This is a genomic window from Caenimonas sedimenti (genome assembly GCF_007833165.1).
Lineage (GTDB): Bacteria > Pseudomonadota > Gammaproteobacteria > Burkholderiales > Burkholderiaceae_C > Ramlibacter > Ramlibacter sedimenti.
Genome location: NZ_VOBQ01000021.1, coordinates 101939 through 127065 on the forward strand (window position 1 = coordinate 101939; position 25127 = coordinate 127065).

At 64.8% G+C, this 25127-nt stretch carries 20 protein-coding genes; 9 read left to right on the forward strand and 11 right to left on the reverse strand.

Going from position 1 to position 25127, the window contains the following annotated elements:
* The first annotated feature begins 56 nt into the window (after positions 1-56).
* Positions 57-4583 (forward strand): tetratricopeptide repeat protein, encoded by a 4527-nt coding sequence (locus tag FN976_RS24400; protein ID WP_145895823.1) that lies wholly within the window; start codon positions 57-59, stop codon positions 4581-4583.
* Positions 4584-4696: 113 nt separating this feature from the next.
* Here the strand turns inward: FN976_RS24400 and FN976_RS29035 are convergent, their stop codons facing one another.
* Together FN976_RS29035 and FN976_RS24410 are read right to left on the reverse strand one after the other, a co-directional pair.
* Entirely contained in the window at positions 4697-7930 is a 3234-nt protein-coding gene (locus FN976_RS29035) for a tetratricopeptide repeat protein (protein ID WP_186511163.1), read from the reverse strand.
* Between the two features lie 489 nt (positions 7931-8419).
* Entirely contained in the window at positions 8420-9100 is a 681-nt protein-coding gene (locus tag FN976_RS24410; protein ID WP_145895826.1) for a hypothetical protein, read from the reverse strand.
* A gap of 164 nt (positions 9101-9264) precedes the next feature.
* Between FN976_RS24410 and FN976_RS24415 the strand changes: the two genes are divergently transcribed.
* Positions 9265-10944 (forward strand): site-specific integrase, encoded by a 1680-nt coding sequence (locus tag FN976_RS24415; protein ID WP_145895828.1) that lies wholly within the window; start codon positions 9265-9267, stop codon positions 10942-10944.
* Between the two features lie 69 nt (positions 10945-11013).
* Here the strand turns inward: FN976_RS24415 and FN976_RS24420 are convergent, their stop codons facing one another.
* Complete coding sequence (locus FN976_RS24420; protein ID WP_145895829.1) at positions 11014-12111, reverse strand: competence protein CoiA family protein; 1098 nt, start codon at positions 12109-12111, stop codon at positions 11014-11016.
* A 410-nt stretch (positions 12112-12521) separates the two neighbouring features.
* Between FN976_RS24420 and FN976_RS24425 the strand changes: the two genes are divergently transcribed.
* The 4 genes from FN976_RS24425 (at position 12522) to FN976_RS24440 (ending at position 15630) form a co-directional block, all read left to right on the forward strand.
* The gene (locus FN976_RS24425; protein ID WP_145895831.1) at positions 12522-13121 is read left to right on the forward strand and encodes a hypothetical protein; all 600 of its coding nucleotides are present in this window, start codon (positions 12522-12524) and stop codon (positions 13119-13121) included.
* Positions 13084-14187: a helix-turn-helix domain-containing protein gene (locus FN976_RS24430; RefSeq protein WP_145895833.1), complete on the forward strand. Its 1104-nt coding sequence runs from the start codon at positions 13084-13086 to the stop codon at positions 14185-14187. Before FN976_RS24425 ends, FN976_RS24430 begins: the two co-directional genes overlap by 38 nt.
* Positions 14188-14337: 150 nt before the next feature.
* On the forward strand, positions 14338-14565 hold the full coding sequence (locus FN976_RS24435) for an MbcA/ParS/Xre antitoxin family protein (protein WP_145895835.1): 228 nt from the start codon (positions 14338-14340) through the stop codon (positions 14563-14565).
* A gap of 225 nt (positions 14566-14790) precedes the next feature.
* Complete coding sequence (locus FN976_RS24440) at positions 14791-15630, forward strand: hypothetical protein (protein ID WP_145895837.1); 840 nt, start codon at positions 14791-14793, stop codon at positions 15628-15630.
* Positions 15631-15786: 156 nt separating this feature from the next.
* On the opposite strand, the gene FN976_RS24445 is transcribed toward FN976_RS24440, so the two are convergent.
* Positions 15787-16407, reverse strand: a complete 621-nt coding sequence (locus FN976_RS24445) for an HAD family hydrolase (RefSeq protein ID WP_145895839.1) — start codon at positions 16405-16407, stop codon at positions 15787-15789.
* 173 nt (positions 16408-16580) lie between these two features.
* Here FN976_RS24445 and FN976_RS29040 point away from each other — a divergent pair, with 173 nt between their 5' ends.
* Positions 16581-16733: a hypothetical protein gene (locus tag FN976_RS29040; RefSeq protein WP_186511165.1), complete on the forward strand. Its 153-nt coding sequence runs from the start codon at positions 16581-16583 to the stop codon at positions 16731-16733.
* Positions 16734-17003: 270 nt separating this feature from the next.
* Positions 17004-17354: a hypothetical protein gene (locus FN976_RS24450; protein ID WP_222432880.1), complete on the forward strand. Its 351-nt coding sequence runs from the start codon at positions 17004-17006 to the stop codon at positions 17352-17354.
* A 50-nt stretch (positions 17355-17404) separates the two neighbouring features.
* Here FN976_RS24450 and FN976_RS24455 read toward each other — a convergent pair whose 3' ends face one another.
* Genes FN976_RS24455 through mltG form a run of 6 tightly spaced genes read right to left on the reverse strand, consistent with a single transcriptional unit; the run spans position 17405 to position 21944 of the window.
* Positions 17405-18052 (reverse strand): ankyrin repeat domain-containing protein, encoded by a 648-nt coding sequence (locus tag FN976_RS24455; protein ID WP_255440822.1) that lies wholly within the window; start codon positions 18050-18052, stop codon positions 17405-17407.
* An 8-nt stretch (positions 18053-18060) separates the two neighbouring features.
* On the reverse strand, positions 18061-18867 hold the full coding sequence (locus tag FN976_RS24460) for a TatD family hydrolase (protein ID WP_145895843.1): 807 nt from the start codon (positions 18865-18867) through the stop codon (positions 18061-18063).
* A gap of 57 nt (positions 18868-18924) precedes the next feature.
* Positions 18925-19302: a PilZ domain-containing protein gene (locus tag FN976_RS24465; protein ID WP_145895845.1), complete on the reverse strand. Its 378-nt coding sequence runs from the start codon at positions 19300-19302 to the stop codon at positions 18925-18927.
* Positions 19303-19309: 7 nt separating this feature from the next.
* A complete protein-coding gene (locus FN976_RS24470) occupies positions 19310-20299 on the reverse strand; it encodes a DNA polymerase III subunit delta' (RefSeq protein ID WP_145895847.1) in 990 nt (329 codons plus the stop codon).
* The gene (gene tmk / locus FN976_RS24475) at positions 20296-20952 is read right to left on the reverse strand and encodes a dTMP kinase (RefSeq protein WP_145895849.1); all 657 of its coding nucleotides are present in this window, start codon (positions 20950-20952) and stop codon (positions 20296-20298) included. Before tmk ends, FN976_RS24470 begins: the two co-directional genes overlap by 4 nt.
* Positions 20949-21944 carry an endolytic transglycosylase MltG gene (gene mltG, locus FN976_RS24480; protein ID WP_145895851.1) on the reverse strand — a complete coding sequence of 332 codons (996 nt, stop codon included), beginning with the start codon at positions 21942-21944 and terminating at the stop codon, positions 20949-20951. The genes tmk and mltG overlap by 4 nt, the downstream gene beginning before the upstream one ends.
* 55 nt (positions 21945-21999) lie before the next feature.
* Here mltG and ygfZ point away from each other — a divergent pair, with 55 nt between their 5' ends.
* A complete protein-coding gene (gene ygfZ, locus FN976_RS24485) occupies positions 22000-22917 on the forward strand; it encodes a CAF17-like 4Fe-4S cluster assembly/insertion protein YgfZ (protein WP_145895853.1) in 918 nt (305 codons plus the stop codon).
* On the opposite strand, the gene FN976_RS24490 is transcribed toward ygfZ, so the two are convergent.
* Positions 22893-25124 (reverse strand): O-antigen ligase family protein, encoded by a 2232-nt coding sequence (locus FN976_RS24490; protein ID WP_145895855.1) that lies wholly within the window; start codon positions 25122-25124, stop codon positions 22893-22895. The genes ygfZ and FN976_RS24490 overlap by 25 nt on opposite strands.
* Between the last annotated feature and the right edge of the window lie 3 nt (positions 25125-25127).

The window sequence follows — 25127 nt, forward strand, 5'->3', positions numbered from 1 at the left end:
TGTACGTTCGGACAGTGCCAGGGGCGCTCGGGACGGGGACGGCGAAGTGACCTTGCATGGCCACAGACAGCACCAAAGAATCCAGGGACGGCAAGAGGGGGCGTAAGCGCGCCGCCGTTCTGCCGGGCCAGAAGCAGGTGGCGCCCTCTGCAGCCTCGGGGGGTGCTGGCGACGCCTTTCAGAACCGCGTTCAAGCACATCGCCTTCTTGCCATGTGCCTTGGACTCACGACTTGTCCGGGCATCCCCGAGGGATTTCGCATTGTTGGTCTGCGCTTCCAGGCGCGTGTGTTCGGCACGAACACCGACGACTTGGTTTGCGCCATCGCGGATCCCTATGGCAATTCGGGGCGTGTCCTTCTGCAGATCAAACGCAGCATCGCCCCCTCCAGCAAGAACGCGGCATTTCGGGAGGCCGTCGGCTTGGCTTGGCTGGACTACAACGACCTGACCTTTCGGCGCGACTTCGATTCGATCAACATCGTCTACGACGTTGACAGCCAATCGCCCATGCGGCCGATGGCGGACTTGCAAAGAGACGCGGTCCGCTCGAGCTCGGGCGAGGCCTGGCTCACCAAGGCGACGGCGGACCACTTCAGCAACGATGGCCGTCGAAGTGCACTTGCCGCCATTCAGGCGGTGGTGAACGAATTCAATGGCTCGCCAGTGGCGCCGCAGGACCTCCTGGGCTTCCTGCAGCGCGTCGAGTTCGTGAGCCAGGATCTTGACCACGACGACACGGCGCAGGCGAAGACGAATCAACAGTGGCTCGAATTCGCATCCCGTGCAGGCGGGCGTCCAACGCTGCCGGGCAAGATGGTCTGGGCGAGGCTGGTGACGGCCTGTGTCGAACTGAATGCCCGCTCGGGTGAGGTCGATGCGGCGGCCGTGCCGATGATCCTCGATCACGACCTGGACTACCGATTCAAGGCCTTCGCCCTCTCGCAGTTTCCTTCGAGCAGCTCGTTCGTCGCGGCTAGCGCAACGGTGACGCCGGCGCCGGAGATCCCATCCGCCGCGGCCGCCAACCGCTTGGCGCTAGCTTCCCCAGCCCCATCTGCAATTTCTCAGCCGGGCGCGTCCACGGGAGGGGCCGATCTCATCCCCGTTGCCAACGAGAGTTCCAGCAACAAGTTCCTCTCCCGTCACCTCGATCGGATCAACGATCAGATCAAGGCCTTCCAGTTCGAGGATGCGCTGGCCGCACTGAAGGCGATGCGGGAGGACCTTGGGGACGAGACGCTTGACCTGCACCAAGATGCGCGGTGGTATCTCATGCGAGCCACCTGCGTCTGGACGCTCCACGATGACGACGAAGCAGCTGCGCAGGACTTCTTGCGGGCTGCTGACCTCTACGCCGACGACGACAAGCTGGCGGCCGCACGTGTACGGGGCCTCATGCTGCTAAAGAAGGTGCCCGAAGCACTGGAGGCCGCGCGCCAGGCGCAGGACAGGTTCCCGGATTCGCTGGCCGTCTGGACTTCGCTGGCCAACGCGAGAATCCTGGCCGGCGAGAGGGTCACCGACGAAGACATCCCGGTCGCGCTGCGCACAAAGTCTGCCGCCTACCAGCTGGCTGCAGCCGGACTGCATCAGTCTGGCGACCTGACGAACGCCTATCGCGTGAGCTTGCTCGCCTTGCAGCAGACGGACGCGAGCTTCTTCGTGCGCGAAACGGTCTTGAGATACGCGCTGGAACTGGCCACCAAGAGCCCGCTGCACGTCGCCTACCGGATTGCGGACCAGGCGTCATTGCAGGCACTGGAGCAGGCCTGCAGCGAGTTCGAGCCGCGAAGCGAGCGGCTATGGGCTGTCCAGGATCCTGGCTTGGTCGTGATTGCGGCCACGCACTTGGCAATGGCGCTGATTCTGTTGGGCAGGCCCGAAGAAGCGCTGCTGGTGACTGAGGAGGCGCAGGCTCGCGGCCTGAAGCGGGAACCATTGCTGCGTCCGCGCCTGGATGCACTTCGGGCGCTGCGCCGACCTGCGGAGGCGCTTGAGTATGGGCGTTCCCATCTGGCCACTATGCCGATTGACGCCCTGGTCTCCTATGCGCAGATCGCCGCAGCCCATATGGACGAGGCGAGCCTTCTGGCGGCCATTTCTGCAGGGATTACACGCCAGGATGAAGCGCAAAATGGCCGTCTGCCAGATGTGCTGAAGGCCATGAAGTGGGACCTGATGATCGACCAGGGCCGCTTCGCCGATGTCGCGAGCGAAGCCAGGGGCGACGCGGTACTGCAGTCTCAGGAGGTCGCGTTGATCATCATGGCTGCACGAGCCATGACGGCAGCCAAAGACCCCGCAGCACAAGTCTTTGTTGCGCGTGCCGAACAGCTGGCCGACCAGTCGGGTGAGGAACGCGACGAGTACTTGGTGGCGCAAATGCTGATGCAGATGCGCAAGTACGAGCAGGCGTCTCGCCGATACGAGCGGTTCTTGCCGCGCGGCGTGTTTAGCGACCTGCACACCAACTTGCTCAGTTGCTACTTCCGGCTGGGGCAACGAAGGAAGGCGAGGGATCTTCTCGCAAGTTTTCCGGATGACTGGGTCAATGATCCGACCGCACGTCACATCGCCATCGACTTGGCAAATCAAGCCGGCGATTCTGCGCTCTTGGCCAGCTTGGTGGAGCCGCAGATTCGAGCCGAACCTCAGGCCGCCAGATCATGGCTGTTGGCAATGATGTCAGCCGCGCGGCTGTCCGCTGCCTTTCCTGACACCGTGGCGCGCATCCCGGAGATCGTGAGCGGGTCGTTCCGCGAGATCGCGCAGATTGCATCCATGGAGTTCAGGCAGGGTCAGGTGACCAGGGGCTTGCGACGCCTGTACCGCATGCGGAGAACGAATCTGGGGAGCACCGATGCCGCCGCGGCATACAACATGGCGATCCTTTTGGCGCCCCCTCTGGAGGAATTTGAGTACAGCCCAGAAGTTGTGGATGCCGGCACCGGGGTCCAGTTCGTCGGGCCGGACGGGACCTTGAGCTGGAAGACGATCGATCCTGCCGGATTCGACGATCTGCCCGGAACGGACGAATTCATCCACGCCGGTTCGCCCGAGGCAAAGGCTCTCCTGGGAAGGCGACTTGGGGAGGAATTTGATGTCCGCGACGGACTCGGCGAGGTCCATCGCTTCAAGGTCGTGCAGTTGGACACGTCGCATCGGCGCCTGCTCGGCCAAGCTGGGGATGCGATCCGGTCCCCGCTCGCACCATCCAAGCACATCACCCGCATCGAATTGGCGGAAACCGAGGATGGAGGCCTGGACCTGACGACGCTCACGCGCCAGGTTACCAGCAAGGCGCAGCGTGCCGAGAGGCTGCTTGGCGTATACGACAAGCAGCCAGTTACCTTGGGGATGCTGGCGAGAGTGCTGGGAATCGACGTCATTGACGTGGTGCGCGGCTGGCCTCATGACGGTCCGCTTCTGCAAGTGGGGGGCGCCACCCAGCAGGAGCGGGCGGCCGTGGTCGAGGCGCTGAAGACTGAGCAAGCGCTGCTCATTGACGTCACCGCGTTGACGGAACTTGCGCTTGTGCAGCAACTGGAACTGCTCAGGACCGTGCCCCGCGCTCTCGTCACGGGAGCGACCCGAAGTGTCGTCCTGGCCAAGATAACCGAGCTGCGCTCGGTCCACACCGCCGGGATGGCGGTCGCCCACGAGGGCAAGCTCGGCATGGTGGAAATATCACCTGAAGCGCGCGCGAGAGAGTTGAGCCTGCTCGGGGGCATGCTCGCCGCCATAGACAACCATTGTGAGGTGCTGCCCGCCTACGGGCCGGAACGGCCGCCAGCGTTCCTTGCGGAACTGGCCAGGGCGGTCTCACATGAGGAGCACGCGGTGCTTCTGGTGGCTCTCGAGCACGGGGTGCGGCTCTTTTCGCTCGACAATCGGCTTCGCGCGGCGGCCGCAACGATGGGAGTGCAGGGGTGCTGGCCACAGGCGTTCCTGCAGTCCCGGCTGCTGCATGGGCTGATGCCTCGTGAATATTCAGTCGCCGTGCTGAAGATGTTTGCATCCAGGCGGAATTTCATCTCGCTGGGCGCTGCGGACCTGATTGTGCTGGTGGACCAGGGAGCGCAATGGGCAGACGTGGGCCTGAATGCCTTGCGTGCTCACCTGGCGGATCCGATCCTGAACTTTGAGCAGGCCTGGAAGGTGGTCAGCGAGTTCTTGACCCAGCTCTATCGTCGCGGGAACTGTCAGGTGGGTGTTGTCCTCGAGCTCTACAGCTACTTGCTGGAAGGCCTGCTGCGGCATCCGCATAGACCCAAGGACTTCAGGGAGCAGACCGTTGCTGAACTCGCCGCCTCATTGGAAGAAGTGGGCGGCTCTGGCCAGCACTATGCCCCGATCATTGGTACGTTTGCCGGCTATGCCGCTCGGGCCATGCAGACTCGTTTGCGGCCGGTGTCGCTCAAGGCGAGGGTGGTCTACTGCAGCTCGCCTCCGACGATGCTGCACGGCTTGCTCCACGGCGATGATCCCATCACGACTGCCGCATCTCGCGCAACCCCTGCGTCGCCCTCGAGTCTCGCGGCACCTTCCACGACGCTGGATGCTCCCATCGAGGCGGATTAGTAGGGAGAAATAGCTTGTCTAGAGGAGTGCGGAGGGTTTTCACTGCACACCTTTGAAGTGAGGAGAGCCCGGAGCACGTGGAAGGTGGCCGCCGATCCCTCCTCGCTTGCGTATCAGGTTCCCGCAGCGCCACCAGCTCCATGCCGACGAGGGACGTTGATTCCGCGAAACTTGAGGAAACCCATCTCGGCATCTGCAGGGGCGACATCCATGGCTTCCTTCACGCCCAGGCCACGCTTGAGGATGTAGTGGGTCTTGAGGAAGGTGGGGTTGCCGCCACCGTTCCATATTGCGGGCATGAGCAGATAGGTTCCCGTCTTTCGATACACATCAAGAAAGCGGTCGAGGTTCGTGTCATCCACCGCCTCCATCGTCAGGCTCCGCGATGCGATAGTTGAAAGGTGATCCCCATCCAACGGCAGCTTGGACGTTACGACCATGCCGTAGTGCGCCGGATAGTCTGCGGAGAACCTTCGGACGATCCCAATGTAGATCTCATCATCTCTATCCACCGTGCCAAACCGCTGTCGCCAACGCTGGAAGATGGCCTCTGCTGCCTCCCGGTCCCTGAACATGAAGGCGAGCATCGGGGGCACATCAGGGCCCATATCTCCGAAGAGCGTGCCAGACCAGGCCGCACGGTCCCAGAGTTTGGCATCGATCACCGACCGGACCGCCATGCGTCGATGATCGTTGACGATTGGCTTTTCCGAAGACTCCGACACTTCAACTTCCGGAGCCGGTGGTCCATCGGACTTGGTCTCCATGGCAACAGGCTCTATGACAGGCAGTTCAGGCAGTGGAGGGTACTCATTGGGCGCATGCTCCTCCCAGCCTTTGAGGCGGGAAACGCCGCCAAAAATTCGACTCCGACTGAGGCACACGGAGGCCACCATGCTGGCACGATCAACCGCGGCGTCGTTCTTGAACAACCGCGATACGGCTTCCGCCATACTCTTGGCATAGCAGGTCGTCACGAACACGGAGCAGGCGACTTCCAGCAGCATGTTGTGGAACTCGCTGTAGCGATTGGCCGGGCTTGGCAACGAATCTCTGGGCCACCGCACGACCCCCGTGAGATTCTCCTCGTCGACCGTGACCTCAAATCGAGAGATGTCGGCCTCGACGACTCGGATGGAGAAGCGCTCGGTGTGAGCCGCTGCGTCAAGCTCAAATGCCGTCGCGAAAAAGGCCTCGATCACGCCGACGACAGCCTCCGCCAAGGTAACGGAAGTATCCGTCGTCTCATGGACCACATCCACGCGAACTCCGAGCACAGAGGTCGCGAAGGTCTGCTCGGTACCGGTGTTGAAGACGGCGGGACGCCAAGGTGCGTTTGATGCGGGCTGCCCCGCCAGCCTGTTGAACAATCCAGCGATATTCTCCGCGGGCTCATCGGCGGGGATCCAGCGCTCCGTCCGAAGGAGCGCCTCGTACCCCAGTGCATAGAGCAGGGCCGTGCGGCTCAAATGCAGCTCCAGCCGCCCCAAGATGTCCGGAATGCGCCGCAACTGCTCGCGTTCTTCGGGACTGATGTTGAGGAACTGACATGCCAAGGCCACATCGAATTCCTGCAGCGTTTCTCGGGCCCGCGTCAGGGACTCATCGTCGAAAGGCAAGGAGGAAAGGCACCCTCGCGCCACTCTGACGGCCTCGAGAACTTCCGGAAAGTGCTTCAGTTCGACGCCGATCCAACCTGCGGCCATCAGCGTCGGAAATATTGTGGGCGGCATTTCGCCGGCCTCGTCGGCAGCGACGAATTGGCTGGCCAAGGCAGACGTGCAGGCCGCCCTGGCAGCCCATAGCAGGCCGGCACTGCGATATGCCATGGCAAGCAGGGTCAAGGCATCGATCAGCGGCTCGACGTATTCCTTCTTCGTCAGCCGCCTCCCAGCCTTTCCGAGAAGGCGGATCATCTCCATGTTCTGGTCGAAATCGAGTTGTTGCGCACGCTTGAGCAGAATCAGCGCCCCTTCACCTTCGCTGGTTCGCTTGCTCACGAAATCGGCGGCTTGGTCGAGCAGGTCGCGGTAGCTCCTGTCAGCCCCCGCAAACTTTCCAAACAACTGGACCATGTCGACCAGGCGCGTGGCGTCGAACTCCCCAAGTCCCTCGGCCTTCTCCAGTACGTCTGAGAACTGGGGCCACAGAGAAGACAGGTCCGGCACTTCTTCCCCGATCATCGACTGGTTGACTTGGAGAATAAGGGCGGAGGTGCGCGCCTGCAGGGCGTTGTTGGGTCGATCAAGGTCGGTGGCAAGCTCCTCCAGACGAGCGCGCAGGCGCCCGACGCGGGCCTGGAGTTGCACCTTGTCTGCCGTCCACTGCTGGGTGCGGACCGCATTGAACAACAGCTGGGCCAGATTGCACAGGAACTCAAGGTTCTTGGCGTTCTCGTTGTCGATGACTCGGGCTTCAAAATCCTCGTATTCGTCGACCATGAACCGGATGTCATCGAACCACCAGAATGCAGTCCACAGCCACTCGTATCGGGCTTCGAGGCTCTGCCGCTCGGTTCCTCCATCGTCGGCCAGGCGGATCGCCCTGAGAAACCGACCATCGATCTCGGTCCGCGGCAAGCCGAGACCGCGAGCCAGCTGGACGGCAACGAGCGCTTCCGTCGCTCGGTGCATTGCCATTCCTTCGAACGCCGCCGGGTCCTCCAGGCCTCGCTCGATCTCCTCCAGTTGCTGCTTGCGTGAGAAGTCAGTCGGGCCGAGCTCGTCGCTGCGCGACTCTTGTCCGATACGCAGATAGTTGAAGGCCAGGTCGCGCCGGTTCTTGTCGATGATCTCATCGACGATCCACGAGCGGTCCAGGATGGTGACTTGCACGCTGTACTTGCGGGACAGCTCGTCCTCTATGCGGGACCGATCCTTGGCGCGGGCGCCTCGCGATGTCACGAAGAAGATCTTCTGGTAGCCCCGTCCAGTGTGGACGATGCCGGCCACGTCCGAACGCGCTTTGTCGGTCCATCTTTGCTTGGCGCTGAAGGCGAAGGCCCAGCGTTCATTGCCGCCGTTGGCATGACCGGCCACATAGCTGAGCCGGCTGATTTCGTCGGCGACGGGAATGGTTTCGGTGTCGGCCTTACTGTCGCCGCCGCCTTCGGGGCCAGTAGCAGGCTTCAGGTTCGGGCAGATCGTCCTCTCACACAGCTTGCGGCAGAAGATCTCGAACTCATGCGTTTGGTTGCGTTCGGTGATCGTCTCAAGGTGGTGCGAGAGGGTTTCTGCATTGAGCTGGTGGACAGTTCGTTTGGCCGTGTCCGAATAGAGTTCAGGCCTGAGCTTCCGCATGAACTGCGACGGGGTAGGGGGCGCTTCCTTGACCTTCTTGTTCATCATGGACCTCGTGGATCGGCTACCGGCGCACTCCGCCGTCGTGCCTTCTTCTCCCGAGAAGCTGCCGGCCGAGACACCCGGGGAACTGCTGGTTAGCGAATTACCTTCGCGCAAGCTGCCCAGTCAATTGCGGGCACCGTGCCTTGCGCCTGGAGCTTCGACAAGAGCCGAACAGGAAATAGATCAGGGCGCCTTCGACAGGGACCACTCGCAGCACCCCGTCGAAGCTGTCGAACGCGCCGTCCTGCAACGCGCAGCCGCAGTCGAGTGTCTCGTCGCCTGACGGCCTCGGCGCCTTGAACGACACCCCCAGGGAGTCCGCCCAACTTGCCTTGGGCGTCCACGATGCTGGCGATGATAATGGAGTTCAGATTAGCAACGAACGTACCGGTCCCGTCTGGGAAATGCTGCCAGATCAACTTCACCACTATGTGGAAGGCGCGCTCGGGCCTTGGCCAGGTGCGCCGGGCGTTGCTTCAATTGATCATCCAGCTAGCTGGGCCGCGGCCTGATCAAGGCAGCAAGGAGAAGGGGTTCAAGCCAGTCACACAGCTTCTCCACCTCTGTGATCGCATCGGACAGCTTTTCCTTCGGCACATGGACGGAAGGCTGCATCCAAAACTCCCCGGTGACCGGATCAGCCAGACTCGCTTCGAACTCCGACATGAAGAACGGCCGAGGGTGGCGGGCGATATCGGCTTCTGCGTGCGTCACTGCGAGCCTCGTGATGTGCTCGGGATGTTGCTCGCGGTTGCGGGCCAGAACGACTTGCTCCACCAGCGCGAGGTCCGCAGGACAAGTCCCCCAGTCGATGCCGACTTCGCGCGCGAGCAAATCACGGAATCCTGAGACATACCCATTGGCCTTGAAGGTGCTCACGTCCGCCTTGGTCAGTGCGAGGCACAGGTCACGCTTCCACGCAGCGAAGTACAGCTTTAGGGAGGCGGCGAGCATCGAAAGACAGACTCGACCGCTCACCTCGAGCAGCTCTACGTTGTCGTCGTACTCCGATTGGAAGGGAGGCTCTCCGGACTCGGCATCCTCAGGGCGGGGTACGAAGGGTTCCCGGCCAGCCCGGATGCTCTTGAGCGTCTGGGCAAAGGTTGCATCTGCACCCGCGTAGTAGAGCCGGATCAGGCGGGTGCGTTCCTTGAGGAAGTAGAGGATGTCCATCTTTCGACAAGCCACAGGTTGCTTGGGGCAATTTACCAGGCCCAGAATCCAAAGGCGTGCGCGTTCAAGATCAAGCTATTAGGATAATTCCTGTTAGCGAAACAGCCGGCATTCCGCTAAACTGCGCGTAGGAGGGCGCTCGGACGCGTCCACGGAAGCCGCAAATGCCTGCCTCGAAGCGCCCAGCCAATCCGCCATTCCCCGAGTCCGGGGAGATTCTGGCGCTGCGTGCCCGCATGCAGGGCGTCGCAGCCGGCGAGGCGATCTCGCGGTACGCTCCACAGCGCCGGCCGCGCGGCGGCTCCGCCAGGCAGGCGCTGGCGGACATCCGGACGGACCTGGTGCGATTCGCCGGCGTGCGCGGCCGGGTGGATCTGGCCCAGGCCATTGGCGAGTCCATCTCCCAGGGTATGGCGGGCCTGGCCAGGTTCGAGCGGGCGATCGAGCTGCTGCGCGCGCTGCCGCCCGCCGGCCCGGAGATCGGCGATGAGGTGGGCCGGTGGTTGCCGGCCCGCGTCGCAGCGGCCTTGCAGGCGCATGGGATTGGCACGCTGGCAGAGCTCACCCTGCGGGTGCCGCGCAACAAAGCCTGGTGGCGCGGTATCCCGGGCATGGGGCCCAGCGCTGCCCGGACCGTCGAGCGCTTCTTCGCGACCCATCCCGAACTGACCGCCAGGGCCCGGGCCCTGGCTGTGGCGGACGCAGTCACCGAGATCCAGCCGCTGGAACGGCAGCGCACGCCCGAGGACCTGGACGGTTCGCGCGGCCGCAATCGCGCCCCCAGGGAAACCTGTGTCCTGGCCGCCGACAACGACCTGGCGGCGATCCAAGCCTGGCTGCAATTGCACGAGTCGCCAGCCACCCGGCGCGCCTACCGCAAGGAGGCCGAGCGCCTGCTGCTGTGGGCTGTGGTCCAGCTGGGCAAGCCCTTGTCGTCGCTCACGACCGAGGACGCGAACGCCTACCGTGCATTCCTGCGCGATCTCAAGCCACGTGCCCGCTGGGTGGGACCGCACCGGCCGCGCAGCGCGCCGGACTGGCGGCCCTTCAACGGCGAGCTGTCGCCGGCCTCGGTCGCCTATGCCCTCACCGTCATCAACAACCTGTTCGGTTGGCTGGTCGACCAGCGCTATCTGCTGGCCAATCCTTTCTCCAAAGTGAAAGTCGCCGCCGCGCAGCGCAAGCGCGTGATCGACGTCTCTCATGCGTTCACGGAAGGCGAGTGGCTCCTCGTGCGAGCCATTGCCAACGACTTGGAGGGCAAGCATGGCTGGCAGGCGCCGGCCGCCGAGCGCGCGCGCTTCCTGCTCGATTTCAGCTACGCCACGGGCCTACGCGCCGGCGAACTCGTGGGCCTGCGGCTGAAACAGATCGTGCTGGAAGAGGACGACTGGTGGATTGACCTGGTCGGCAAAGGCCAAAAGGCAGGACGGGTCGCGCTTCCGCCGCTGGGGCGCAACGCGCTGGAGCGCTACCTGCGCCTGCGCGGCATCAGCGCAGACCCGCGCCGCTGGACCGCCGAGCTGGCCCTGGTGGCGAATATGCAGGATGAGACCCGTATCACCAGCACGCGACTCTGGGTGGTGATGAAACGAGCGTTCCGTAGCATCGCCGCGGCCGCGCGCGCTCTGGAGACGCCGCAGGAAGCGCTGGCCGAGAAGCTGGAGGCGGCCAGCCCGCACTGGATGCGGCACACGCACGCCCGTCACGCGCTGGCCCGGGGGGCGGAGTTGTTGTCCGTGCGGGACAACCTGAGGCATGCATCGATTGCAACCACCTCAATCTACCTGCAGGCGGAGGACGTCAAGCGGGCACGCCAGATGTCCACCGCCTTTCAGGGATGAGGAGCAGCCTCGGCGTCCACGACTTTGCGCGGCGATGCCAGGCTGTCGTGCAAGTTCACCACCCGCAAGCTAGCGGTCAACTACGGTCCATCGCCGAAGCCATTCGCGTTCGACACTCCCGAATTTCGGCTTCGGAAGGTCCTTCAGCTGAAGGGGCGCGGTGAGGGCACCCCATTTGTTGCCAAACATCTGAAATGGCGCTTCTTTCAGGGGAGCGGAGCACCAACAGCAGTTGCCGTTGCTGCTCCGGTAGGTCTTGTCGACCTTGGTGCGCACGCTGTTCCATACCGCGTTGACGATGGGCATGTGCCACTCGGAATTGCGGCGGTACTCGTTGAAGCCTCCGAACATGAACTGGGGATAGCCATCTTCGGAAGAAACCCTCGCCCGTACAGCACGATGCCGAACTATGGTGCGCTTGCAGCCAGGGCACTCCCCGATGTGGTCGTAGTCAACACATCCTTGAAGCCAGGTGTCACCAACGCCCTCAAACGGCGCCCACTTCAAGTTCCCATCCAGTGCCGATCGCACGAACTCGGACAGCTCCATGGACTCGGCTCCATCGGCGTATCTCCACATTTCCGGCCGATCCCAGGCAGTCGCAAGCGACACCCAGTCGCCATTGCGGTCAGTTTCGACCGCGAAGATCGGTAACTCCTTGCTGGCCGGGAAGCCCTTCTTCGTGCGCACGAACCAGAGACCTCGCACGCCTGAGGCCTTGTATCGCGCCTGCCGCCGGCGCATGTCGTCGAAATCTGCCTGGGATAACTGCACTTCGAATGCCACGGCCGACTTGTTTTTGGCTGCCAGGACGTCGGCCCGCCAGAGCACCTTCTGGGTTTCGGCGTCTCGCCCAATCGCCTCGGTCTCCACGTCCCATTCGTAGGTGCTCTCAGCCTCCTTCGCTATGACAGCCTTCAGCCGCCGATGCTCTGGCGATTCCCCGCGTTCGCCGGCGCAGCTGTCAGGAACGGTCTTGTGCACGAAGTGCGGCAGCTTGCCCTGCGCGGTGCGGATGACGAGAGGAGCTCCGCAGCACTTCGCAGTGAAGCACGCCTCTTCGCGGTTGCGGCGGCGCATGTTTTCCACCGTCGTGATGTCGGCGCCAAGGATGCTGATGGGGCCGTCGGGGGATAGAGCGCTGAAGGGCATGGAGCCGCCGGTCAAAGCTTCAGTTTTCCCAGGCGAGGGGGGCAAGCTTCTCGGGCATGCTCAATCTCTGATTTCCCCTCGCCATCGAGCACGCCATGGTCATCGTGTTTGCAGGTATAGCTGACGAGGGGCAATTCCAGCAAGCCGCCATCTACACGGCCCCGTGAGATCCGTTGTGCATCAAGTCCCGCATGCCTGAGCGGGCGTCTCCCGAACCGAGGCCCCCCAGCCAGGCACCGGTATCCGCTCCAAGATCGTTTCGGCTCCGCGGGTGCAAGGGCCCTGCTTTGACGTACACGCGGCGGCAGGGTGCTGCACCAGCCGAATCCGCTTGGGAATCGAATCAGGAATAAATTTCCGTTGTTTTTGGCGCGAACATCGAATATAGTCGCGCTCAACCACCTGAAAGGGACGCGATGGTTGTCATGTCGACGGAACAAGCCAAGCAGTTCTTCCAGCCTTACCAGACGCAGCTTCGCAGCGTCGTCAACGAGGCCTGGGACGACTGGCGCAAGAACCCAATGGCGCCACAACTGCAGCACCGGCGCGTGCGCGCGACCTGCGTTTGGAACCAGTTCATCGCGCGGGCGCGCCGCACCTTCGGCGACGCGGCAAATGTCCGAGTCACCACGCTGCGCGAATGGGAGGGTCTGCTCTTTCACGACCGGGTGTTCGTGCGGTTCAAGAAGGCCTCGGCGCAGCTCCTGTCCCGGAACTATCCGACCCCATTGGCCCTCGACTTCCATGACAGCGACAAGGACCTGTTCGGGACGGGCATCAAGCGCGTCGAGCTCGTCTATGTGCTGGACAAGAGCGAAACCGAGATCGAGAGAATCTGCCTGGTGCAGCGCCACGGCCAGCGCATCGCCTGGCACCTGGACCTGCTGGGCGGCGACGACAAGCAGCAGACTGTATTGCCTTTCGCGCCAGAAGCTCCCTCTGGCCCGCCTGTTGCGAAACGAGTATTGAAAGCAAAAAGGAGCAAGGATGGCCGCCGCAAACGAGAACTGGGTGGAGGAACGTAGACCGCAATTCAGACACGAGCTGCTCGGTATCCGCCGCCGCATGTTGGGGTTGTCCCAGGCGGAGCTGGCCGAGCGGGCGCAAATCAGCCAGGCTTCACTGTCGAAGGTGGAGCAGGGACTCAAGCCCGTCACCTCGGGCATGGTGGAGCAGTTCGGCCGCGCGCTGAACTGCCCGTCGAGCTTTTTCTTCCAGGCCGAACGCGAGTACGGCCCGCCCATGAGCGCCCACCCGATGTACAGGAAACGGGCCTCGGTGGGCCAGCGCGTGCTGGACAAGGTGATCGCCGAGTTCAACGTGAGGATCGCGCACGTCCGCACTTTGCTGCGCAGCGTGGAATTGGAGCCTGAGTTGCAGCTGCCGAATTACGACTGTGATGACTTCGAGGGTGGGCCTGAGGAGGTGGCCAACGCGGTTCGCCGCGCCTGGTACCTGCCCAATGGTCCGGTTGCCTCGGTCACCGAGTGCCTTGAGCGAGCGGGCTGCGTCGTAATGCCTTGTGACATGGACCACGCCAAAATCGATGCTGCAACGTATCGCGTCCCTGGACTGCCGCCAATCATCTTCGTGAACACGGTGCTTCCAGGCGACCGGCTTCGGTTCACCCTGGCGCATGAACTCGGCCACCTGGTCATGCATGGCTTCCCTTGCCCAGAGATGGAGCAACAGGCCGATGCGTTCGCTTCCGCTTTTTTGATGCCCGCGGCCGATATCGCACCGGAACTTTCAGGTCTGTCGCTGGCCAAGGCGGCTGCAATGAAGCCGATTTGGAAGGTGTCCATCGGGGCTTTGGTCTATCGCGCTTCGGAACTGGGGGCGATCCGCACGACTCAGGCCGAATACCTCTGGAAGGTTCGTGCGGCCAAGGGTTGGAGTACACGTGAACCCGCTGCTTTCGACATTCCGGTGGAGCAACCGACACTGGTGGCCGGCATGTTCGAGCACATGCTGGATGACAGTGAGTTGTCCGTGCAGGAATTGGGGGAGGTGCTTCACGTGCACTACGAGGAACTGCAGGCGTTGTACAAGCTCGCGCCACCGCAGCCTCACCTTCGTCGCGTGAAGTAGCCGGGATGCCTCGGTTTGACGATGATCACGGGCGAATCTCCCGTCGAAAGCCTTTGTCGACCATGAGCCGCTGCGCTTCCTGTACTACACGGTGCTGGAGCGCCGTGATTGGTCCACGTCCCCGGCAGCTTTAAGGGAGAGAATGAAGCGATGGATTCCGCAGAAGCTATCGCCCCGCTGGTGTCAGTAGTACAGCGGGTGGTCGAGGAGTCGGGTAGTCCAGCAGGCTTCGATGCCGAATCGTGGCTCGCGCGTTGGATGAGCGAGGAGGTGCCGGCTCTCGGCTTCAAGCGACCGGTGGATTTGCTCAATGAGCCTGGCGGCTTTGAGCGGATTCGGACGACCCTCATGGCCATGCAGAGCGGCGCGTATTTCTAGGTTTTCCTAGGCGTGGACAGCGCTTGCCCCTCGACACTGAGCGTCGTCGGTCCTGCATACGCAGGCCCAGACGGGCGGCACGAATCCCGCTTAGGGCCTGACTGGTGGCCCCCAGGCCGTCGAATGCCCGCAGCAACCAGGCACTCCCCAATTCGGTGGATGACCGCTCAGTCCGAGCGGCCTAGGATGACCTGCCCGCGCTTGGCGGGTCCTGAGGAGATGCTCATGGCAGACGAGCGCATGCCGGAAAACATGGTGGCCTGGATGAACAAGAAGGGCTGGGGGCAGCACCACGACCAGTGGCACTTTGAGCGCCGCTGGGACGTATGGCATGCGCGCGCCGCGCTGCCGAACGCGCCGGCCTGGATCGCGCAGATGATCCAGGAAGCCAAGGATAAGGGATGGCAGCGGGCCCAGACGCAGGAGGGCGAGGCCGGCAACGGCGAGGATTTCCTCTACATGCACCGGGCCATGATCGCTCTGCTCTTAGACGAGTTCCCTGAGCACCTGCACTTCCTACGTGGCTGGCACGCCGTGCCCCAGGATCCCGCGGACGGCGAAGACGCTGTGCCTGCGGATCTGCCGGGAGACCCGCCCAATCCTGCCAAGGGAGTGTTCAACGCCGACATGGCCGCCGGCCTCGCGAAACTGGAGTCTCACCCGCCGGCCTTCGATGGCGACGACGGTTTTGGCCTGTTTTTGCAAACCCGCATGCGCCCCGTCCCCGGCAATCCGCTGGCCGTGAGCGCAGACCTCCAGACGGGCGCGCACAACTACCTGCACAACCGCTGGTCCGACAATGCCAGCCCGATCAACATTGGGGACCCCACGGTCAACATCTTCAACACCCGGTTCTGGAAGCTGCACGGCTGGATCGACTTCCGCTGGTGGCGCTTCCGCCGGGCCAGTGGCCTCGATGATGCGGCGGCCGCATATCAGAACAAGCTGGCCTTCTACAAGACGATGATGGGGCAGGACCACCATCATCATCATTTCGAGGCTGTGATGAAGATCAACGCCAAGAAGCCGGCCACTCGCAACGTGTTCCAGTTCGACGGGCCTTAATCCCGAAGGCCCGTCGGCGTGCGGGCAATTAGGGAATCACGCCCAGCTCGGCGCCTCTTCTGGTCGCCCAGGCAGCCAGTCGCCATCCGGGCGAGGCGAGTCATCCATTCGGATGATGGCCAGATTCAAGCCGCACAAGCTGCGAAGCGCCGCAGTCTACTTTCGTCCCGCCGAGCCCCGCTCCAGCCACCAGCGTGCGAACGACGCTAGGTCGGCGTGCTGTGAGTCGACGTGGACCAACAAATCCCCCGTGTTCGGTGACCCCGTCGGCTCACGCAGAATCAGCGCGCGGTGAATCGACGGGTTCACTCCCACGAAGTACGGGAGGAAGTCGTCGACGAAGGCCACCGGCGCCAGGGCGTTCAGCGTGTCGGCCTTGGGACTTGCCGTCGTGAGGACGTTGTCTGTGGCGTGCCCCACTTCGATGGGGAATCCATGCGCCTGCAGATTGCGCTGCCTGGCGGCCCGATACGCCTCGGGTAGGGCCGTGACGCACACGAGGTCGAATCCGGCTCCGACAAGGGCGGTGCAGGCACCGATGGCACCCGCGATAGGAGGGATGGCGCCCCAAAACTCATCATCGAACGCGAGACGGAGCTTTGTGAGCCGCTCGTCGTCCGCCAAACGCTCAACCTCCCAGCGATCGATGGGCCAGTACGCGGTGGGATCGCGCAACGCTGGACGCTGGCCGAAGGCTCGGTGCCAAGCACCTGCGTACGCCAGTCCGTAGTCGATGAGGACGCCGTCGGCATCGAGTGCAATAACTGGCTTGGACATGCCTAGATTCTGCGAGGGCTGCAGAGGGCTGGGCACTCAACCTCCGCTGTCAGGACGACCTGAGTTTCTCCATTGATACGGTTCCGTGGACAATTTCCCTTCAGGGGTGGTCGATTAAACGGCTCCGGAAAGAATCGTTCAGCTGGGGAAAAGTGTTAGAAAAGGCGCCCAACTTGGGCACCATGATCGTGTTCGTAGCGCTGTGCCACCGGCTGGCGGCACGTTCAGCAAATGCCCATCAAGCAGACGGCACCGCCAGGATTTGCCGCACCGGCGGTTGGTTTGTTCAGGCCCCGTTAGCAGCTGAGGCGGCGGTCATCGCCTGACGCCGCAGATGTCAGGGTGACCTTGATTTCTCCATTGGCGCTCTCAGTGCGGGAGAGTGAACGGCCGGTCATACCTAATGAAGGTCGGCGCGTCTGCAGTCGGACAGTTTGGACGGGTTGGGCCCTGGTGGTCTTTGGGATAGTTGACATAATGCACATCGTATGCCTGTTACCATGACCCCACAGAACGGTCCAGGACCGGTACAAAACCATATCGCCGTGTTCGCAGCGGCTTCATGAGTCATTGGGGAATCTATGCCGACCTTCCGCTTGGCCCTGCTGGCCGCGACCGCGCTCGGGATCGCGGGCTGCGCGACCCAGACGCCCACCGCATCAACTCCTGGCAAGCACCTGGTCTACCGGGACTCGGCGGGCACACCGATACGCCAGTTCGACTATCCGAGTGACGATTTCTGCCGCAGGGTCGAGACGATCGCGGGACGCGCGGCGCGCTGTCAGGCCGAGTCGGCCGGCCCGCAACTGCAGGCGAAGGCGACCTTGCGCTACAACCCGCCAGGCGTCCTCGTCGAGAGCCACTACGCCGACATGGCCCGCTGCCAGGCCGACACCGGGACGCTGTCCGCTGGCGTCCAGTTGATCAACCCCTGCGTCCCGAAATAGCGCTGCCTCAAACCTCATCAATTAGATGAGGATCCTCCGCCAAGATACTGTCACCATTTGCCTTTAGGTGCCTTGGCACGGATCGCTGCGGCGATCAGGTCAGCCGCATCCTTCCGGTTTGCCCGTTGCGCGAATTCAATGGCCGACAGGCCCAACTGGTTGCGCATCGTCGGATCCGCACCGGCTTCGAGCAGCAGTTTCACCGAAGGCAACGTGCCGTAGTGCGCCGCCATCATCAGCGGCGTCGTCTTGTTCGGCGACTCGGCATCGATGAACGCATGGTGCTCGAGCAGCAGCTCCATGATCGGCACATGACCGCCGGTGGCGGCGTAGTGCAGCGGGGTCCATCCTGGCTTGTTCACGTCTCCGCCGCGTTCGATGAGCCTGCGCACGAGGTCGGTGTGGCCTTTCAATGCAGCCATCATCAGCGGGCTTTCGTCCTTCGGCGAACGCCACTCGACATTCGTCTTGGGCCATTCCACCAGCACCTCGGCGACCTTGAGCGACCCGTCTTTCAGGGCGGTGAACAGCCCGTGCACACCCGCCGGATCCAGCGCGTTCGCGTCGAATCCCCGTTGCAGCAGGGATGAGACGACGCGCGGATTGTCCTGCTTCAACGCCTGGAAATAGTCCTCGTAGGATCCGGCACTGGCCGAAGAAAATCCAATAAAGACAGCTAGATAAAGAAGAAATCTCATGTTGTTCCTCAGCATCGAACGCCAGCGAATAGGGCTTCGAAATTGGCACTGGTCCGGGCCGCGACGTCTTCCACGGGGAGGCCCCGGAGTTCGGCGACTTGCTTCGCCACGAACGGAACGTAAGACGGATTGTTGACCTTGCCCCGATACGGCACAGGCGCCAGGTACGGGCTGTCGGTTTCGATCAGCATCCGGTCCAGCGGAACGAACCGGGCGACATCGCGAAGTTCGGCGGCGCTCTTGAATGTGAGAATGCCCGAGAACGAGATGTAGAAGCCAAGGTCCAGCGCGGCTCGGGCCACTTCGGCCGTTTCGGTGAAGCAGTGGAAAACGCCGCCGGCCGAGCCGGGCGAGCCGTCTTCGCCCTCCTCTTTCAGGATGGCGACCGTGTCCGCCGACGAAGCGCGCGTGTGGATCACCAGCGGCTTGCCGCATTGCCGCCCAGCCCGTATGTGCGTCCGGAAGCGGTTGCGCTGCCATTCCAGGTCGCCGATGCCGCGGCCGCCCTTGCGTTCCTCCATCTGGTAATAGTCGAGGCCGGTCTCCCCGATCGCCACCACCCGCGGCCGCGCGGCGCGCTCCAGGAGATGCTCGAGCGCCGGTTCCTGAACGCCTTCGTTGTCCGGGTGCACGCCGACCGTGGCCCAGAAATTGTCGTAGCGCATCGCCAATGCGTGCACATCCTCGAACTCTTCCAGCGTGGTGCAGATGCAGAGCGCGCGGTCCACGCCAGCCGCGGCCATGGCTTCGCGGATCTGCGGCAGTTGGGCAGCCAGCTCAGGGAAACTCAGGTGGCAATGGGAATCGACGAACATGGGAATGGCGGCGCCGCCGGCAGTCGGCCGGGCACCGAAATCAGAAATTGTAGGGACTCAGATGGTCTGCGTGGGCCGCTCGGAAGCCAGGTGCCCGCCGAGGATGTCCTCGATCTTGACCTTCAGCAGCTTCGACTTGTCGTCCGCGGGGAAGCGGACCCCGACGCCCTGCGTGCGATTCGCCGCCGCGCGCGCCGGCGTGACCCACGCCACCTTGCCGGCCACCGGGTAGCGCTGCGGGTCGTCCGGCAGTGACAGCAGGACGTACACATCGTCGCCGAGCTTGTAGTCGCGCGAGGTGGGGATGAACACGCCGCCGTCTGAAAACAGCGGGATGTACGCGGCGTACAGCGCCGCCTTCTCCTTGATCGCCAGCTGGATGACGCTGGGACGCGGGGTCGGCGGCGAGGCGGGCGTGGTGGGTGCGGTGCTCATGGGGGGCTCAGGTCCCCGAGTTTAGGGCCGAGCGGGCCTCGCTCACAAGCGCTTCCAGCATCAGCCCGGCATTGAAGGGGTGTTCGGCCGTCCGCGCAGCGCGGGCCAGACCACGCGACCAGCGGTGCAGGGCGGCGGCCGAGCGCACCGGCGGCAAATCGTTGTTCTCGAAGAAGCGCGGCTGCGCACCCGCGTCGCGCGCGAGGAGGTCGTGGCAGAGTTTCTGCATCGCGTCGATCACCTGGGGCGGTGCCCAACCAGCGACCGGCGCGACGTCGCCCCGGCGCCACGTTTGCGGCAGTGCCGACCACGTCGGGCCATCCAGGCCAGCCTCGTGCATCCGCAGCGCACCTTCCGGCCGGCCCCCCGACGCCCGCAACAAGGTGCCCGCGGCGGCGCCGGCGACGCCCTGCTCCTGCAACCAGGCCAGCGCAGCCGCCTGGTCCGGCCAATGCATGACGTGTCCCAGGCACCGGCTGCGGATGGTGGGCAGCAGCAGGTGCGCGGCTTCGGTGGCCAGGACGAAGCGCACGTCCCCCGGCGGTTCCTCCAGCGTTTTCAGCAGGGCGTTCGCGGTCACGTTGTTCATCCGTTCGGCCGGATAGACCAGCACGGCCTTGCCGCGTCCGCGCCCGCTGGTGCGCTGCGCGAACTCCACGGCGTCGCGCATTGCGTCCACGCGAATCTCCCGGCTGGGCTTGCGCTTCTTGTCGTCGATGTCCGCCTGCGCCTTTTCGCCCAACGGCCAGCCCAGGGCCAGCAGCACCGTTTCCGGCATCAGCACGCACAGATCCGTATGGGCACGCACCTCGATCTGGTGGCAGCTGCCGCATTCGCCGCAGGCACCCTGCTCCGTCGGCCGGTCGCACAGCCATGCCCGGGCCAGGCCCAAAGCCAGGTCGTACTGCCCGAGACCCGATGCGCCGTGCAGCAACCACGCGTGACCCCGCTGTGCCAGCAAGGCACGGCGTTGTCTGTCGATCCAGGGCGCGCTCATCCCAGATGCCCTTTCGCCCGCACCGCGGCGACGACGGCGGCCCGGACGGCGTCTCGCTCCAGCGCCGCATCGATCCGCGCGAAGCGCCCGGGGTCCGCCGCCATGCGCGCCGCATAGCCGCCGGCCACGTTCTCGAAGAAGGCCTGGGGCTGCGACTCGAACTTGTCCGGCAGGCGGGCCCCGGCGAGCCGCTCCGCCGCGATGGCGGGCGCGAGGTCGAACCACAAGGTCAGGTCGGGCTGGCGCAACGCCGGTGGCGCCTTCGCCGGGACGGTCTGGACCCAGCGTTCCAGGGTGGCCAGCACATCGATGTCGAAGCCGCGGCCACCGCCCTGGTAGGCAAACGTGGCGTCGGTGAAACGGTCACACAGCACGACGTCGCCGCGCGCCAGGGCCGGTTCGATGACGAGCAGCAGGTGATCCCGGCGCGCCGCGAACATGACGAGTGCCTCGGTCAGCGGGTCCATCGCCTCGTTGAGCGCCAGCCCCCGCAGCCGCTCGGCCAGCGGCGTGCCGCCCGGCTCGCGCGTCAGAACCACCACGCGGCCGGCGTCGCGGAACGCCTGCGCGAGCGCCTCGATGTGGGTCGACTTGCCGGCGCCATCGATGCCCTCGAAGCTGATGAACAGGCCGGGCCTGGAAGATGGGCTCATTGGCCGCGCTGGTACTTGTTGACGGCCCGATTGTGCTCGTCGAGCGAGTCGCTGAACTGGCTGGTGCCGTCGCCCTTGGCGACGAAGTAGAGTGACTTCACGGGCGCGGGCTGCACCGCGGCCAGCAACGCCGCCTTGCCTGGCATGGCGATCGGCGTCGGCGGCAGGCCGCCGCGCAGGTAGGTGTTCCAGGGCGTGTCGCGCTGCAGGTCGGCCTTGCGCAGGTTGCCGTCGAAGGCCGCCCCCATGCCGTAGATGACGGTGGGGTCCGTCTGCAGCGGCATGCCCACCCGCAGCCGGTTGTGGAAGACGGCCGAGATCAGCGTGCGGTCACCGGCCTTCCCCGTTTCCTTCTCGACGATGCTCGCCATCACCAGGGCGTCGTCCGGTGTCTTCAGGACGGATTGCGGCGACCGCTGGGCCCAGGCCGCGGCCAGCCGCTTGTCCATGGCCCGCAGGGCCCGGCGCAGCACGGCGACGTCGCTCGAGCCCTTGGCATAGGTGTAGGTGTCCGGAAAGAATCGCCCCTCCGGGTGCTGGCCTTCGCGGCCCAGCAACTTCATGATTTCGGCGTCCGTAAGCTGGCCCGTGTCCGGCTTGAGCTGCTCCCCCTTGGCCATGACGGCCCGGAACTGGCGGAAGTTGAAACCTTCCACCAGCGTCACGGCGCGGAGTGCCTCCTCGCCGCGCGCGAGCTTGTCGAGCAGGCGGCGCGGCGTGATGCCCCGCTCCAGTTCGTAGCTGCCCGCCTTGATGGCGCGCCCCTGCCCCGAAACGCGGAACCAGGCGTAAAGCAGCTCGGGGTGGACCTGCACACCGGCGTCCGCCACCGCCTGCGCCACCGCGCGCGGCAACATCCCCGGCTCGATGGAGAGGTCGACCGTCGTGCCAGGCATGCCCATCGGCCGCTGCAGCCACCACCACGCGCCGCCCGCGCCGGCCAGCGCGGCGAGCAAGCCCAGCAGGAACACCGTCTTCAGGAATCGGAGCACCGGACCGCCGCCCTTACTTCTTCAATGGAATGGACCGGCCATGATAATTCAGGGCATGACCCACCCCCTGAACGGCGTGGCCGCATTGCCCCACCTCGGCGTGATCCGTGCGGCGGGGCCCGACGCGGCGAGCTTCCTCAATGGACAACTGACCAACGACTTCGCCCTGCTCGGCCCCGACCAGGCCCGGCTGGCCGCGTTCTGCACGGCCAAGGGGCGCATGCTGGCCAGCTTCATCGGCTTCAAGCGCGGACCGGAAGAGATCCTGCTGGTCTGCAGCCGCGATCTCCTCGCGCCCACGTTGAAGCGGCTGTCGATGTTCGTGCTGCGCGCCAAGGCCAAGTTGACGGATGCCAGCGGGGATTTCGCTCTGTACGGGCTGGCCGGCACGGTGTTGCAAGGCGCGGGCATCGCACCGGCGGCGCCGTGGAGCCGGGGCTCCCTGGGCGATGCCGACGTCGTCCATCTCTACCCGGCCGACGGCCAGCCGCGCGCCTTGTGGATCGCGCCCGCCAACGCCGCGCCCCCGCCCGGCGAGTCGATGGTCACCGGGGACTGGTTGTGGGGCGAAGTCCGAAGCGGTATCGCGACCTTGAGCGCACCGGTCGTCGAAGCCTTCGTCCCGCAGATGCTGAATTTCGAGTCGGTCGGCGGCGTGAACTTCAAGAAGGGTTGCTATCCGGGCCAGGAAGTCGTGGCGCGCAGCCAGTTCCGCGGCACCCTGAAGCGGCGTGCTTTCATCGCGCATGCCCCGCAGGCGGTGGCGTCCGGGCAAGAGGTCTTTGCGGCGGGTGATGCCGAGCAGCCCGCGGGCGTCGTGGTCCAGTCGGCCGCGGCGCCTGGCGGTGGATTCGACGCCATCGTCTCGCTGCAACTGGCCGCTGCGGAGCGAGGCGGCCTGGCGGCAGGTGCGGTCGACGGGGTCCCTCTGGAGCTGCAGCCCCTGCCCTATCTGCTGCTGGAAGACGTGTAGGAAGCCTGGGGGGACAGTGAGGCGGTCGGCGTGAATTCCTGCCGGAAAGGTGGTGGGATCTGCGCGAGCAGCTTGTCGCGCTCGGCTGGGTCCGCCGCCGCCGCCAGCCCTGCGCGGAACGCCGCGCGGGCCTTGGCCGCATCGTTCATCCCGGTGGCATACATCAAGCCCAGCCGCACCTGGCCCGAACTTTGGCTCTCGGGCCAGTCCTTGACGCGGAGCGCCATCGCCTGCTCCGCCAGCGCGAACTCCTTCGCGCGCGACGCCAGGACGAAGAGCGCATTGACCAGGTCATAGTCGTACACCCCGGCGGCCAGCGCCGCCTTGGCGAGGCGCAGCGCTTCGGCCTCCTTGCCGGCGCGGCCGAGCAGCACGACCTCCAGGGACCGCACCGATGGCGCGCGTGGCTGGATGCGCTTGGCGCGTTCCAGCATGGCCAGCGCCTTGTCCGGCTGGCCGGTCGACGAATAGCCGCGCGCGGCGTTGCTGATGATCGCCACGACGTTCGGCCGCGAACTGAGCACGCTTTCCCAGATCCAGGTGGCGTTCGCCCAATCGCCCCACTTCGCCAGTTCGTCCGCCACCATCGGCGTGATCTTGCGATAGTGCGGATTGATGGCGACGCCCTCTCGCACCAGGCGCAGCATCTCTTCGCGGCTCGCACGCCAGCGCGGGTCGTCGGGCCGGCCCGAGGCGCTCATGGCCAGGGCGATCTTCGCGGCGGACACGATCTTGCGTTCGCTTTCGGCGGCGCGCTGCGTGATGAAAAGCGCCAGGGCGATGCACGCGCAAGTCACCGCGATCGCCGCCTGTCGAAGCGCCGGCGTCCAGCGCAACGCCTGCGCCAATGCGGGACTCGCATGGCCCAGGCGTGCATCCGAAGCCGCGAGCCCGGCCAGGCAGAGCGCGAACAGGGCACCCGTGGCGGCCATGCGCCAGGGAAAGCCGATGCAGCTCACCACCATCAGCGCGAGGAGACTGCACAGCAGCGTCGCGCGCCACAACGCTTCCGCATCCTCCGTCTCGGTCGCCGCCTTCCAGGTCCGCCCCGCGGAAACGATGAGATAGGTGAAGAGCAGCACCAGGAAGGTCCAGCCGACCAGCCCGTACTCGGCGAGCAGCTGGAGGAATTCGTTGTGGACGTAGTAGTCGGTCTCGAGCTGCGAGCCCTCGGCCTGGTAGAGCGGCACTTCGCTCTCCCAGGCGCCCGCACCCACCCCGGTGAACGGCCGGGCCTGGATGATGTTCAGCGTGGCGCGCCACATCTCCATGCGCACGCCGAGCGAGTAGTCCCTGGGCCCGATCGACTGGGTGCGCGTGAAGGCGCGAGCCAGCGCATGGGCGCCTCGCTCCTCCACCAGGATCTTGGGGTTGGCACTGGGGACCAGGCCCAACACCAGGACGGTCAGCGCCAGCACCAGCGGCGCAGCCACCCGCACCGGGAGCGTCCAGCCCGGCCAGGCGAACTGCCGGCGGCAGCGCCATGCGATCAGCGGCCAGACCACCAGGAGCTGCAGCCACAGCGCGATCAATGCCGCCCGGGTCCCCGTCATGAGGATCGTGGTGATGATCAGCCCATTGCTGACCGCGAGCGCCACCACGCTCCCGCTGGCCCGTGCGCGTCCCAGCAGCAGCATGGAGAACGGCAAGGTGCAGACCACGAACTCGGCGAAGAAATTGCGGTTGACGAACGTGGAGGCCGGATTGGGCCCCTGCGGGAACAGGTCGAAGTCCACCCAGAATTGCAGCGCTGCCCAGAGCGCGGCCCCGACGGCGCCCGCGTGCACGCCCCAGGCCAGCCAGGCCAGCCGATCGCGTGCCAGGGTGTTCAGGCCGAGCCAGAGCAACAGGGTGAAGACGAACCATCGCACCGCCTCGACGCCGCCGAGGTAAGCGTGCGACCAGGCCATGCTGCCCAGCGCATAAAGCAGCAGTGCCAGTGGCAGCCACAACAAGCCATGCCAGCGCAGCGGCTCGCGGCGCCCACGCATCTGCAGGAAGAACAGGAGGGCCGCGCTCAGAACGGCCATGGCGACGATGATGGACTTCAGCGTGTCCTGCAGCATGAGCTCGGTCGGGACGCCCAGCGCGGGTGCCAGGAACATCATGACGGCCAGGATCACCACGGTCCAATCATCCCGCACGACCTCGCCGGGCAGCGGCGCTGGCGCGGCCGTCGCGGCGGCCTGGGTCGGACGTTTCGGCACCGG